Origin of the sequence: Pseudomonas sp. B21-015, from assembly GCF_024749285.1 — a bacterium.
Taxonomy (GTDB): Bacteria; Pseudomonadota; Gammaproteobacteria; order Pseudomonadales; family Pseudomonadaceae; genus Aquipseudomonas.
Map to the genome: position 1 here is coordinate 4,594,877 of NZ_CP087196.1, position 12,837 is coordinate 4,607,713.

The 12,837-nt window shown below is 59.2% G+C and carries 9 protein-coding genes; 4 read left to right on the forward strand and 5 right to left on the reverse strand.

All coding sequences use genetic code 11. From position 1 onward, the window contains the following. Positions 1-7: 7 nt before the first annotated feature. The 3 genes from LOY38_RS20990 to LOY38_RS21000 form a co-directional block, all read right to left on the reverse strand. Positions 8-1,882 (reverse strand): MFS transporter, encoded by a 1,875-nt coding sequence (locus LOY38_RS20990; RefSeq protein WP_258696868.1) that lies wholly within the window; start codon positions 1,880-1,882, stop codon positions 8-10. Between the two features lie 126 nt (positions 1,883-2,008). After that, a complete protein-coding gene (locus LOY38_RS20995; protein WP_258696869.1) occupies positions 2,009-3,160 on the reverse strand; it encodes a TDT family transporter in 1,152 nt (383 codons plus the stop codon). Between the two features lie 105 nt (positions 3,161-3,265). Then, positions 3,266-3,577 carry a cupin gene (locus LOY38_RS21000; protein ID WP_258696870.1) on the reverse strand — a complete coding sequence of 104 codons (312 nt, stop codon included), beginning with the start codon at positions 3,575-3,577 and terminating at the stop codon, positions 3,266-3,268. 365 nt (positions 3,578-3,942) lie between these two features. Here LOY38_RS21000 and LOY38_RS21005 point away from each other — a divergent pair, with 365 nt between their 5' ends. After that, positions 3,943-7,413 carry a PAS domain-containing hybrid sensor histidine kinase/response regulator gene (locus tag LOY38_RS21005; protein ID WP_258696871.1) on the forward strand — a complete coding sequence of 1,157 codons (3,471 nt, stop codon included), beginning with the start codon at positions 3,943-3,945 and terminating at the stop codon, positions 7,411-7,413. Positions 7,414-7,555: 142 nt separating this feature from the next. Here LOY38_RS21005 and rmuC read toward each other — a convergent pair whose 3' ends face one another. Beyond that, complete coding sequence (rmuC, locus tag LOY38_RS21010) at positions 7,556-8,920, reverse strand: DNA recombination protein RmuC (RefSeq protein ID WP_258700770.1); 1,365 nt, start codon at positions 8,918-8,920, stop codon at positions 7,556-7,558. Positions 8,921-9,095: 175 nt separating this feature from the next. Next, positions 9,096-9,419 carry a sel1 repeat family protein gene (locus tag LOY38_RS21015; RefSeq protein WP_258696872.1) on the reverse strand — a complete coding sequence of 108 codons (324 nt, stop codon included), beginning with the start codon at positions 9,417-9,419 and terminating at the stop codon, positions 9,096-9,098. A gap of 991 nt (positions 9,420-10,410) precedes the next feature. Between LOY38_RS21015 and LOY38_RS21020 the strand changes: the two genes are divergently transcribed. The 3 genes from LOY38_RS21020 (at position 10,411) to LOY38_RS21030 (ending at position 12,810) form a co-directional block, all read left to right on the forward strand. Then, positions 10,411-10,635 carry a hypothetical protein gene (locus LOY38_RS21020; RefSeq protein WP_007898912.1) on the forward strand — a complete coding sequence of 75 codons (225 nt, stop codon included), beginning with the start codon at positions 10,411-10,413 and terminating at the stop codon, positions 10,633-10,635. A 275-nt stretch (positions 10,636-10,910) separates the two neighbouring features. After that, a complete protein-coding gene (locus LOY38_RS21025) occupies positions 10,911-11,393 on the forward strand; it encodes a hypothetical protein (RefSeq protein WP_046032924.1) in 483 nt (160 codons plus the stop codon). Positions 11,394-11,538: 145 nt separating this feature from the next. Next, positions 11,539-12,810: an OmpP1/FadL family transporter gene (locus LOY38_RS21030; RefSeq protein WP_258696873.1), complete on the forward strand. Its 1,272-nt coding sequence runs from the start codon at positions 11,539-11,541 to the stop codon at positions 12,808-12,810. Positions 12,811-12,837: the final 27 nt, after the last annotated feature.

The window sequence follows — 12,837 nt, forward strand, 5'->3', positions numbered from 1 at the left end:
TCGCCGACTACCTGACGGCCCCACGCAATTCCCCCACCAACCCTTGCAACGTCGCTGGCTCAGCCACTTCAACGGCCACCGCCGGCCCCGCCACCAAGGTCACCCGCGACCACAGCCTGCGAAACACGCCCTTGTTCGGATCACGGCTGAAGAAACTCCCCCACAAACCCTGCAACGCCAATGGAATCACCGGCACCGGCGTTTCTTCGAGAATCCGCTTCAGCCCGCCCTTGAACTCATTGATCTCGCCATCGGCGGTCAATTTGCCTTCAGGGAAAATGCACACCAACTCACCGTCCTTCAGGTACTGGGCGATACGGGTGAAGGCTTTTTCGTAAATCTGGATGTCTTCCTGACGCCCCGCTATCGGAATTGTCCCGGCCGTGCGGAAGATGAAGTTCAGCACCGGCAGGTTGTAGATTTTGTAATACATCACAAAGCGAATCGGCCGACGCACTGCGCCGCCAATCAGCAACGCGTCGACGAACGACACATGGTTGCAAACCAGCAGCGCCGCGCCTTCATCGGGAATCAGGTCCAGGTTGCGATGCTCGACACGGTACATGGAATGGCCAAGCAGCCAGATCATGAAGCGCATGCTGAATTCCGGGACGATTTTGAAGATGTAAGCGTTGACGCCAATGTTCAGCAGCGAGACCACCAGGAACAGCTGCGGGATCGACAGTTTGGCGATGCTCAGCAAGACGATCGACACAATCGCCGACACCACCATGAACAGAGCGTTGAGAATGTTGTTGGCGGCGATCACTCGGGCCCGTTCGTTCTCGACGGTGCGCGACTGGATCAATGCATACAGCGGCACGATGTAGAAACCACCGAAGACCCCAAGCCCCAGAATGTCGATCAACACCATCCAGGTGTGACCGAAGCCAAGAACTTCGATCCAGCCATGGCCGGCAACGCTGTCCGGAATCCCACCGGAATGCCACCACAGCAACAGGCCAAATACGGTCAGACCGAACGAGCCGAACGGCACCAGACCGATCTCGACTTTGCGTCCGGAGAGTTTCTCGCAGAGCATCGAACCCAGTGCGATACCGACCGAGAACACCGTAAGAATCAACGTCACCACAGTCTCGTCGCCGTGCATCCATTCCTTGGCATACGCCGGGATTTGCGTCAGATAAATCGCCCCGACGAACCAGAACCAGGAGTTGCCGACGATCGAGCGCGATACCGCAGGGGTTTGCCCCAGGCCCAGTTTCAAGGTGGCCCAGGACTGGCTGAAGATGTTCCAGTTCAGGCGCATTTGCGGCGATGCCGCCGCGGCCCGGGGAATGCTGCGGCTGGCCAGGTAACCGAGCACCGCGATACCGATGATTGCCGTGGACACCACCGGCGCGTAGTTGCTGGCGGACATCATGATTCCGGCGCCAATCGTCCCGGCGAGAATTGCCAGAAAGGTGCCCATTTCCACCAGGCCGTTTCCGCCCACCAGCTCTTCTTCGCGCAAGGCCTGCGGCAGGATCGAGTATTTCACTGGCCCGAACAGCGCCGAGTGGGTGCCCATGGCAAACAGCGCCACCAGCATCAGCGACAGATGATCGAACATGAAACCGACCGCGCCCACCGCCATGATGACGATTTCCCCGAGCTTGATCAGACGGATCAGCGCGTCCTTGGCGAATTTTTCCCCGAACTGCCCGGCCAGCGCCGAGAACAGGAAGAACGGCAGGATAAACAGCAACGCACACAAGTTGACCCAGATCGAACGGTCACCCTCAATCGTCAGCTTGTACAAAATGGCGAGGATCAGCGACTGCTTGAAGATGTTGTCGTTGAAGGCCCCGAGGGACTGCGTGACAAAAAACGGCAGGAAGCGCCGAGTGCGAAGCAAGGTGAACTGCGAGGGGTGACTCATCTTCCATGTGTCCCTGATTTTGGGTAGCTGATTTTGGGTAGCTGATTTTGGGTAGAGAGTGGTGTGAATGCTGTTATTGGAATATCGAACGTCCATCCAGGCCACACATTACCTAATCTTTGCCGGTTATTTCTTTAATCCTGCGATACACGGCGACACAAACAACTCGCCCCGCCACGCCCCCTGCACGGTACGTTTGGCGACAATCAGCCACATCACCGCCAACATGGCCACCAACACGCAACCAAAGACACTGAAAAACGCCAGGTTCAAGGTGCTGGCCAGTTTCAGCGTGGCCAGGGAGTAGACGCCCAGCGGGAACGTGAAGCCCCACCAGCCGAGGTTGAACGGGATACCGGCGCGCAAGTAACGCACGGTGATCAGCAGCGCCATCAGCATCCACCAAAGCCCGAAGCCCCACAGCGTGATGCCGGCCACCAACCCAAGCCCCGCCGCTATTTCACCGATACCCGGCAGACCGTTGGCGGCAAAGATCGCCGGCGCGTCGGCGCCCAACAGCAACATACCCAACGCACCGGTGCCAATCGGGCCGAGGGCCAGCCAGCTCGAGGCAGCCATATTCTCGTGGGGCAACTTATGCAACGCCATGCGCAACAACAGGATAGTCAGAATGCTGAACGCCACCGGCAGGGAAAAGGCCCAGAGCACATAGCTGGTGACCAGCACCACCCATTGTGAATGAGCATCGGCTAGGTGCGGTGCCAGCAGGCCGCCGCTGGCAGCCGCCACTTCCGCCGCCACCACCGGCAACAGCCAGACGGCGGTCATCTGGTCGATGCTGTGTTCCTGACGGGTGAACATCATGTAGGGAATCAGTACGCCGCAAGCCAGCGACATCGCCACGTCCAGCCACCACAGTACTTCGGCGACATGGATCACGCCGTCGCCCCAGCGCGGCAGACCGAACAACAGAAAGCCATTGATGATGGTCGCAAGCCCCATGGGAATGGTGCCGAAAAACATCGAAACCGTGGAATGGCCGAAAATCCGCCGCGCCTCGTCGAAGAACATTGCCCAACGCGCGGCATACAGGGTCGTGAACAAAACAAACAAGGCGATATTGAACAGCCACAGGCTTTCGGCAAACGCATGCAAACCGGGAATCGACACCGGCAATTGCGCAAGCGCCAGCGCCAATACACCCGTGCCCATGGTCGCTGCGAACCAGTTGGGGGTGAATTGGCGGATGGCTTCTCGAGGGTGCTGCAAATGACTGAACGGTTTGATACCGGGCTTAACGCTTTGGGTGCAGGTCATGGTGAACTCCTGTCCTCTAGTGAGGTGGAGCTCATGGTAGATCCAAATCGAATATCGATATAACGGGTAATATCTCTATCTGTTATCTATTTTGCAGATAATAGATCAGACGCTGCCTTCCGTCTCGACCACCAATATTCTCGCCACACCCAACGGATGAGCCACATGCTCGGTGCCCACCGACGCATAAAAAATATCGCCGACCTCGAGCAGCGTTTCCTTCTCCAGGCCCTCTTCGCGATAACGCATTTGCACTTGCCCATCGAGCACCACGAACACTTCCTGGCCATCGTTCACGTGCCATTTATAGGGCTGATCGGTCCAGTGCAAACGAGTGGTGATGCCGTTCATGTTGGCAATGTCCAGCGCCGCCCAGGCACGATCGCCGGTGAAGGATTTGCTGCGGATGATCTTCATGGGGCGGTCCGTCGAAATGAATGGCAGCGCCAAGGCTAACGGTCATCGAACATCGACGCCACAGGCTTTGACGGACTGCATCGGTTGATCGATATTGCGTTGAGTCAGTGATACCGCCAATCGCGAGCAGGCTCGCTCCCACATTATTGGATTGAGGGTGCCCACCTATTTTGTGTTCACTGAAGATCAACTGTGGGAGCGAGCCTGCTCGCGATGAGGCCCGCAATGACGACCAGGATCTGACGGATACACAACCTGCGACACCCCGCCACGCCACGACCTTGGTCGACACTGACTAACTCAGGCGGTCATGCGAGACTATCCTGACCGGGCGGAGTCCCGGATGTCTTCTGTCTGGAGTTCCCATGTCACTGTCCACCGGGCTGATCGCCACCGTCGCCCTGGCCTATATGGCCATCCTGTTCGCCATCGCCTTTTACGGCGACCGTCGCAGCACGCCGTTGCCGCCACGGGTGCGTGCCTGGGTGTACAGCCTGTCGCTGGCCGTCTATTGCACCAGTTGGACGTTCTTTGGCGCCGTGGGCCAGGCGGCCGAACAACTCTGGTCATTCCTGCCGATCTACCTCGGGCCGATCCTGCTGCTGGTGTGCGCGCCGTGGGTCCTGCAAAAAATGGTGATGATCAGCAAACAGGAAAACATCACCTCCATCGCCGACTTCATCGCCGCCCGCTACGGCAAATCCCAGTCCCTGGCGGTGGTGGTGGCGCTGATCTGCCTGGTCGGCGTATTGCCTTACATCGCCTTGCAGCTCAAGGGCATCGTGCTGGGTGTAAACCTGCTGATCGGCGCCGGCGCCGACGCCATGGGCACGCGCGCACAGGACACGGCGCTGATCGTATCCCTGGTGTTGGCGCTGTTCACCATCGTTTTCGGCACCCGTAACCTCGACGCCACGGAACACCACCGCGGCATGGTGCTGGCGATTGCCTTTGAATCGCTGGTCAAACTGTTCGCTTTTCTCGCGGTCGGCGCGTTCGTGACCTACGGCCTGTACGACGGTTTCGACGACCTGTTCGACCAGGCCATGCTCGCCCCGCGCCTTGAAGCGTACTGGAAAGAAACCATCAACTGGCCGTCCATGGTGGTGCAGACCGGTGTGGCGATGATGGCGATCATCTGCCTGCCCCGGCAGTTCCATGTGACCGTGGTGGAAAACATCGACCCCCAGGACCTGCGTCTGGCCAAGTGGGTGTTCCCGGCCTATCTGGCGCTGGCGGCATTGTTTGTCGTGCCGATCGCACTGGCCGGTCAGATGATGCTGCCCAGTTCGGTGCTGCCGGATTCATTCGTCATCAGCCTGCCCCTGGCCCAATCTCACCCGGCCCTGGCGATGCTGGCGTTTATCGGTGGCGCTTCGGCGGCGACCGGCATGGTGATCGTCGCCAGCGTGGCGCTGTCGACCATGCTCTCCAACGACATGCTGCTGCCGTGGTTGCTGCGGCGTAACAACGCCGAGCGACCATTCGAAGTGTTCCGCCAGTGGATGCTTTCGGTACGCCGAGTCAGCATCGTGGTCATTCTGCTGCTGGCCTACGTCAGCTATCGTCTTCTGGGCTCGACCGCGAGCCTGGCGACCATCGGCCAGATCGCCTTCGCCGCCGTGACCCAACTGGCCCCCGCCATGCTCGGCGCGCTGTACTGGAAACAGGCTAACCGTCGTGGCGTGTTCGCCGGGCTGGCCACCGGGACGTTCCTCTGGTTCTACACCCTGGTGTTGCCGATCGCCGCCAACAGTCTCGGCTTGCCCCTGAGCAGTTTTCCGGGCCTGGCCTGGCTGCAAGGCAACCCGTTGAACCTGCCGATCACACCGCTGACTCAAGGCGTGGTGCTGTCCCTGGCGGGCAACTTCACTTTGTTCGCCTGGGTCTCAGTGTTGTCGCGCACGCGGGTTTCGGAGCACTGGCAGGCCGGTCGCTTCATTGGCCAGGAAATCAGCGCCCGCCCCAACGCTCGTTCGATGCTGGCGGTACAGATCAACGACTTGCTGCAACTGGCCGCCCGTTTCGTCGGCGAAGAACGGGCTCGTCAGAGTTTCATCCGTTTCGCCTACCGCCAGGGCAAAGGCTTCAACCCGAACCTGAACGCCGACGGTGAATGGATCGCCCATACCGAACGCTTGCTGGCCGGTGTACTCGGCGCGTCATCGACTCGGGCGGTGGTAAAAGCCGCCATCGAAGGTCGGGAGATGCAACTCGAGGATGTCGTGCGAATCGCCGACGAAACCTCGGAAGTGCTGCAGTTCAACCGCGCCCTGCTGCAAGGCGCCATCGAGAACATCACCCAGGGCATCAGCGTGGTCGACCAGTCGCTGAAACTGGTGGCCTGGAACCGGCGTTACCTTGAGCTGTTCAACTACCCCGACGGCTTGATCAGCGTTGGCCGGCCGATCGCCGACATTATTCGCTACAACGCCGAGCGCGGCCTGTGCGGCCCCGGCGAAGCGGAAGTGCACGTTGCCCGCCGCTTGCACTGGATGCGTCAGGGCCGGGCTCATACCTCCGAGCGGCTGTTCCCCAACGGCCGAGTGATCGAGCTGATCGGCAACCCGATGCCCGGCGGTGGTTTCGTCATGAGTTTCACCGACATCACCGCGTTCCGCGAGGCCGAGAAGGCGCTGACCGAAGCCAATGAAGGCCTCGAACAACGGGTCACCGAACGGACCCACGAATTGTCGCAACTCAACCTTGCCCTGACCGAAGCCAAGGGCACCGCCGAATCGGCCAACCAGTCGAAAACCCGTTTCCTGGCCGCCGTCAGCCATGACTTGATGCAACCGCTGAACGCCGCGCGACTGTTCTCTGCCGCCCTCTCCCATCAGGAAGACGGCTTGTCCAGCGAGACCCGGAAACTGGTTCATCACCTGGACAGTTCACTGCGCTCGGCCGAAGACTTGATCAGCGACCTGCTGGACATTTCCCGCCTGGAAAGCGGCAAGATCAACCCTGATCGCAAGCCCTTCGTGCTCAATGAGTTGTTTGACACGCTGGGTGCCGAGTTCAAGGCTCTGGCGCAAGAACAAGGGCTGAAATTCCGCGTCCGGGGCAGTTCGCTGCGGGTCGACAGCGACATCAAACTGTTGCGGCGGATCTTGCAGAACTTCCTGACCAATGCCTTCCGCTACGCCAAAGGGCCAATACTGCTTGGCGTTCGGCGATGCAAGGGTGAGCTGTGCCTGGAAGTCTGGGACCGTGGACCGGGCATTCCGGAAGACAAACAGCAGGTGATTTTCGAAGAGTTCAAACGCCTCGACAGCCACCAGACCCGGGCCGAGAAAGGGCTGGGCCTGGGGCTGGCGATTGCCGATGGGTTGTGTCGCGTACTGGGTCACTCCTTGCGCGTGCGTTCCTGGCCGGGTCGCGGCAGCGTGTTCAGTGTCAGCGTGCCGTTGGCTCGGGCACAAACCGCGACGCCGGCCAAAGTCGCCGAACTCAATGGTCATTTGCTCAGCGGCGCGCAGGTGCTGTGTATCGATAACGAAGACAGCATCCTGATCGGCATGAACAGTTTGTTGACACGCTGGGGTTGCCAGGTCTGGACCGCACGCAACCGTGATGAATGCGCGACGCTGCTTGGCGACGGGGTGCGCCCGCAGTTGGCACTGGTGGATTACCACCTGGACGATGGCGAGACCGGAACCGAGTTGATGGCGTGGTTGCGCACGCAACTGGGCGAGCCGGTGCCGGGGGTGGTGATCAGTGCCGATGGACGGCCAGAGACGGTGGCCCAGGTGCATGCCGCGGGCCTGGATTACCTGGCCAAACCGGTGAAACCGGCGGCGTTGCGGGCGTTGTTGAGTCGGCATTTGCCGTTGTAAAGCGGCAAGCTTGCACCCTGTAGTGGGGCGATTGACGCCTTCGCGGGCAAGCCCGCTCCCACAGGGGTTTGTGGTGTTTCACTCTATTTGTGCAACAACACCAATCCACTGTGGGAGCGGGCTTGCCCGCGAAGCTTTTCGGCTACTCCGGCAATTCGGCCAAGCCATCGACATCGGTCATCGCCCGCTCCAGCAGGTCCGCCGGCAAGCTCTTGCTGGCCCGCGCCCCAAGCAATTTGAGCTGTTCACTGCGACTGACCAGGTTGCCACGGCCTTCTGTCAGTTTATTGCGTGCAGAGCTGTAGGCCTTGTCCAGTTGCTGCAAGCGATTGCCGACCTCGTCCAGATCCTGAATGAACAACACGAACTTGTCGTACAGCCAACCGGCACGCTCGGCGATTTCCCGGGCGTTCTGGCTCTGCCGCTCCTGTTTCCACAGGCTGTCGATGACCCGCAAGGTGGCCAGCAACGTGGTCGGACTGACAATCACGATATTGCGGTCGAAAGCCTCCTGAAACAGCGTTGGCTCAGCTTGCAACGCCGCGGAAAATGCCGCTTCGATCGGGACGAAAAGCAGGACGAAATCCAGGCTGTGCAAACCGTCGAGCCGCTTGTAGTCCTTACCCGCCAGGCCTTTGACGTGATTTCGCAGGGACAGCACGTGCTGCTTGATGGCGATCTGGCCGATGCTGTCGTCCTCTGCCGCCACATATTGTTGATAGGCCGTGAGGCTGACCTTGGAATCGACCACAACCTGTTTGTCGCCGGGCAGATAAATAATCACATCCGGCTGGAATCGCTCACCATCCGGCCCCTTGAGATTGACCTGAGTCTGGTACTCACGCCCCTTCTCCAGGCCCGCGTGCTCAAGCACCCGTTCGAGAATCAGTTCGCCCCAATTGCCTTGGGTTTTCTGCCCTTTCAAGGCGCGCGTCAGGTTGGTGGCTTCGTCGCTCAGGCGCAGGTTCAGTTGTTGCAGCCGTTCCAGTTCCCTGGCCAGGGAAAAGCGCTCGCGGGCCTCGGCCTGATAACTTTCCTCGACGCGTTTTTCGAACGACTGGATACGTTCCTTCAACGGATCGAGCAATTGCCCCAATCGCTGCTGGCTGGTTTCGGCAAAGCGCTGCTCACGCTCATCGAAAATCTTGCCCGCCAGCTCGGCGAACTGCGCCCGCAGCTCGTCTCGCGAGCCTTGCAGGTCGTTGAGGCGCTGTTGATGGCTTTCCTGTTGCTCGCGCAGCTCGGCATTGAGGGAGGCGGCCTGAGCGTCCAGGCGACGCAACTCAGCCTCTTTGCCGGCGCGTTCGATGTTCCAGGCGTGGGCCGCGTCGCGGGCGTCGTCGCGTTCGATCTGGAGCAGTTCGACCTCACGGCGCACGGCGGCCAGATCAGCCTGTTTGGCGGCGTTGGCCTGGCTCAGGTCAGCGATTTCATCACGGCAGGTGTCGAGCTGGGCATTCAAGCCGTCCTGCGTCAGCTGGGCCATGGCGAGGCGCTCTTCCAGCAACGCCAGTTCGGCCTGCCCCGCGCTCGCCCGACGCTGAAGTTGCCAGGCCAGTACCAGTAACGGCAACGCAGCGCCCGCCAGCCCCAGCAATGCGCTGGTCAAGTCCATCGCCATAGCCACTCCTGCCGATTCGATAAAGCGTGAAGGTTAACCAAGGCGTCAGGTCTTGGACAGCTCAGTCTTCGATCAGGCCGAGTTCCTGTCGGGCGCGTCGGTCCCCGGCACGCGCGGCCTGACGCAACAGCTCCTGGCCAATGCGGCGATCCCGGGCATTACCGCATTCGCGGCACATCAGCTGGCCGAGGCGGCTTTGCGCGGCCACGACGCCGTCACGGGCAGGCTGCTTGAGCAGACGTCCGGCCAAGTGTTTGACGTTGGAATTTTCGCCCAGGCGCGGGCTGTCCAGTAGCCACTCGGCCACACGCATCGAAAAGCGCTTGGGTGGGGTAACACTGGAGGTTGTTGAGGCAGCAGAGACTGATACTGAGCGAAACTTCATAAAGCACTGTGGGGCAGATCGGAAGGCGCGCACTCTACTCTTTTTTTCGTACAGGTAAAGCCGGAAAAAGCCTGCACGCCCGTCCTAGAGCAAGTGCTTGGGACAATCCACAGAAGCTGTGGATAACTCAGTGGACAACCGCCCTTGAACTCGCGCAAAGCCGTGTGGAATGGGGCCCGCAGTCAAACTGACGATTTTTTCACCAGTAAAAAAAAGCGATGTTTTTCATTGACTTAAATTTTCGTTACAGGCAGCCACCCCCGTTGAGGCGAGGATGACAGTGGAATGACAACCCGCGCAACTTATGTGCACAAGTCCCTGCGAGGCGGTTATATCGATGCGCTTTTTCGGCGCGTTTTGTCGGCAACACCTGGGGATAAACCCGGGCAACCCGCGCTACCGATTGATCCTGGCTCGATCGTCCTCTCAGGACAACAGCCGGGTTCCGGGCTATTAGGGGGCACATGTCTGCAAGTAGACTTTTCCGATAACTCATCCAGGCGTGGTCGGCAGGCACTCCAGCGATCTTTTTACGAACAGGCTTCCCTTCGGCCACTCAATCCGTTAGTATCCGCGGCGTTAGTACCAAGCTGAAAGTCAATTCTGGTCGAACAAATCCCCCCGGTCAGCCTTCCTGAAGAAGCCTCCACCGACAAAGCGGGATCGACCACCTCGATGGTTTCCAGGTAAATCTTGCGCCAACACAGCCTTTGAATCGAAAGCAAAGGGTGTTGCGAAGCTCACTTACTCTGACCGAACCAACCTGCAAATTGATCAGGATCTTCACCCCGGGCCCAGAACCTTTGCCCTTGATGTGTCGCCTGCCCTCCTAAGTACCTACCTGCCAGCCCAAGCGCGCCAACTTATCAGCGCTTCAAACTGGCTGCTTTGTTCCAGTCGGGTTCTTCGTTCGACCAATGGTGGTCGTCGTCACTGGAACGTTTTAACTTTGCACGGTTCTTATCCGTGTCGCTTGTAGGAACACCCAATCATGTCTACTCAAATCCACACTCAGGATGCCATTCGCACCCTAACCAACGCTTTTGCACCAATGAACTGCCTGATCATGGCCGCTCGCAAAGGCTGCTTCAGCTTTACTCTGGTCAACGAACACGGCATCGCTCGTCATAGCGAACGCCTGTACCCCGATCAATACTCCAGCGCAGAACCGCTGCAGGCTGTGATCGAGCGTACTCGCCAGGCACTGGTTGCCTGAGACGCCAGAAAGGCTGAAAACCTCAAAAGCCCCGCTGAAAAGCGGGGCTTTTTATTGCCCGATATTTCTCATTTCGTGCCCCACGGCTAAGCACCAACCGATATAACGGTTATAACTCGAAGCCGGAAATATTTTAAAAACAGTCCTTTACAGCAAAATAATGACACTACACTTCAACTCAAGCGGCTTGAGCCGCTTCCGGCGAACCTGATTCGATTCATTGCTGCCAAGGCCTCCTTCAGGTATCGCCGACCACTTCATGTTTCGAGGGCGTTATGGGTATCGCTGCCAGCGAACTGTGCCGTTATGTGATCCGTCCGACATTGATCTACCTCGGACGCCATAGCGCGACTGCCGAATCCCTGCTGCTGGGCATTGCCGCCAGTCAGTCTGCCCTTGGCTCAGCCCTGCATGACCGCCGTGGACATGGCCTGTACCGAATCGCCGAACCCCGCCACCAGGCCCTTTGGGATCACTACCTGGCCCTGGACCCGGAACGGGCGAGCCTGGTCCGCGGACTGGCCAGTCAGCATGCTTTTTTAAGCGGACCGCACCTCGAATTGACCGTCAACCTGCGCTACGCCACCGCCATCGCCTGGCTGCTGGTAGAAGAACAGAACACTCCCCTCCCCGCCGCCGATGACTTGTTGGGAATGGCCCGAATCTGGCGCCAGACCTTCCAGCCCCAAGGACGTCTCAGAGATTTCACCTGCGCCTGGCAAACCTGTGTTTCACCGCTGAATCAGGTCGCCTGCTGACCACCCCCGTTTCAAAAATCGCCAAATAGGCGCGAATTTGGTCGGATTGTCCTACAAAACCGCTCTAACTCAAGCGATACGGGCTATAGCGCCCGGACGAAAATATTGGTAATTTCCGCTCCGGTGATCACCAGGAGTTCTAATAATGAAAAAAGTAATGCTCAAAACCACCCTTAGCCTCGCCGTTGCCTTGGCATCCACCCAGATCTTTGCAGCTGGCTTTGCCATCAACGAACAAAGCATCAGCGGGATGGGTACAGGTTTTGCCGGGCGATCTTCCTCTGCCGACGACGCAAGCACCATTTTCGGCAACCCTGCTGGCATGTCTCGCCTCAAGCGCGAACAAGTGACCGGCGGCGTCGCACTGCTCGACGCACACACGGATATCAGCCACGCCAGCTCCCGCCCGAACAGCGGCAGCAACGATGGCGACATGGTTCCCCTCCTCGCCGTGCCGATGGGTTACTACGTCAAGCCAATCGATGACCATTGGGCATTCGGTATTGGCATGTACGCCCCGTTCGGCCTGGTGACTGACTACGAGAAAGGCTTTGCCGGCCGTTACTTCGGCAGCAAGAGCGACGTAAAAGTCATGACCTTGCAACCGACTGTCAGCTACGCCTTCAACGATAAGGTGTCGATCGGCTTCGGTCCGACCATCAACCGCATTACCGGCACCCTGGAATCGAATCTGTCGATCACCCAGGCCGCGCCGGACGGCAAGGTCAAGATCAAGGGTGACGACACCGCGCTGGGCTACAACGTCGGCGTACTGGTTCAAGCCACCGACAGCACGCGCGTCGGCCTGACCTACCACTCGAAAGTGAAGTACAAGCTCGAAGGCGACACCAAGGTCAACTACAACGTCCTCGCGGCCGTGGGCCAAAGCCCAAGCCAGAAGTATGATGCTTCGCTGGACGTGACCACGCCTGAGTCGGTCGACCTCTCGCTCACTCATCAGCTGGATGACAAGTGGACCCTCTACGCAGGCAGCACCTGGACTCGCTGGAGCCGCCTGAAAGAAATCTCCGCCGAAAACAAAGGCGTGCCGACCATCCTGAATGGCCAGTTCGGCACCATCACCGAAGAGCAGAACTGGCACGACACCTGGGCTCACGCCATCGGCGCGTCCTACCAGTTGAACAAGGAATGGGTACTGCGTACCGGCCTGTCCTTCGACCAGGCACCGACCAACAACGTCAACCGTTCCCCACGGATCCCGACGGGCGATCGCAAGATTTTCAGCCTGGGCGCCGGCTGGAGCCCGACCGACGACCTGACCATCGATGTGGCGTACTCGTACCTGCGTGAAGAGTCGGTCAAGATCAACAACAGCAACAACCGTGGCCAGACCTACAACGCCACGTATGAAAACTCGGCGAACGGTTTCGGTGTAGGCGCGACCTACCGTTTCTGATGATTCACGGCGAACCTGAACCCCTCG

Excerpts from the sequence above, each read along its gene's own strand:
- LOY38_RS20990 (WP_258696868.1), bottom strand. The coding sequence starts at position 1,882 with ATGAGTCACCCCTCGCAGTTCACCTTGCTTCGCACTCGGCGCTTCCTG.
- LOY38_RS20995 (WP_258696869.1), bottom strand. The coding sequence starts at position 3,160 with ATGACCTGCACCCAAAGCGTTAAGCCCGGTATCAAACCGTTCAGTCAT.
- LOY38_RS21000 (WP_258696870.1), bottom strand. The coding sequence starts at position 3,577 with ATGAAGATCATCCGCAGCAAATCCTTCACCGGCGATCGTGCCTGGGCG.
- LOY38_RS21005 (WP_258696871.1), top strand. The coding sequence starts at position 3,943 with ATGTCACTGTCCACCGGGCTGATCGCCACCGTCGCCCTGGCCTATATG.
- LOY38_RS21015 (WP_258696872.1), bottom strand. The coding sequence starts at position 9,419 with ATGAAGTTTCGCTCAGTATCAGTCTCTGCTGCCTCAACAACCTCCAGT.
- LOY38_RS21020 (WP_007898912.1), top strand. The coding sequence starts at position 10,411 with ATGTCTACTCAAATCCACACTCAGGATGCCATTCGCACCCTAACCAAC.
- LOY38_RS21025 (WP_046032924.1), top strand. The coding sequence starts at position 10,911 with ATGGGTATCGCTGCCAGCGAACTGTGCCGTTATGTGATCCGTCCGACA.
- LOY38_RS21030 (WP_258696873.1), top strand. The coding sequence starts at position 11,539 with ATGAAAAAAGTAATGCTCAAAACCACCCTTAGCCTCGCCGTTGCCTTG.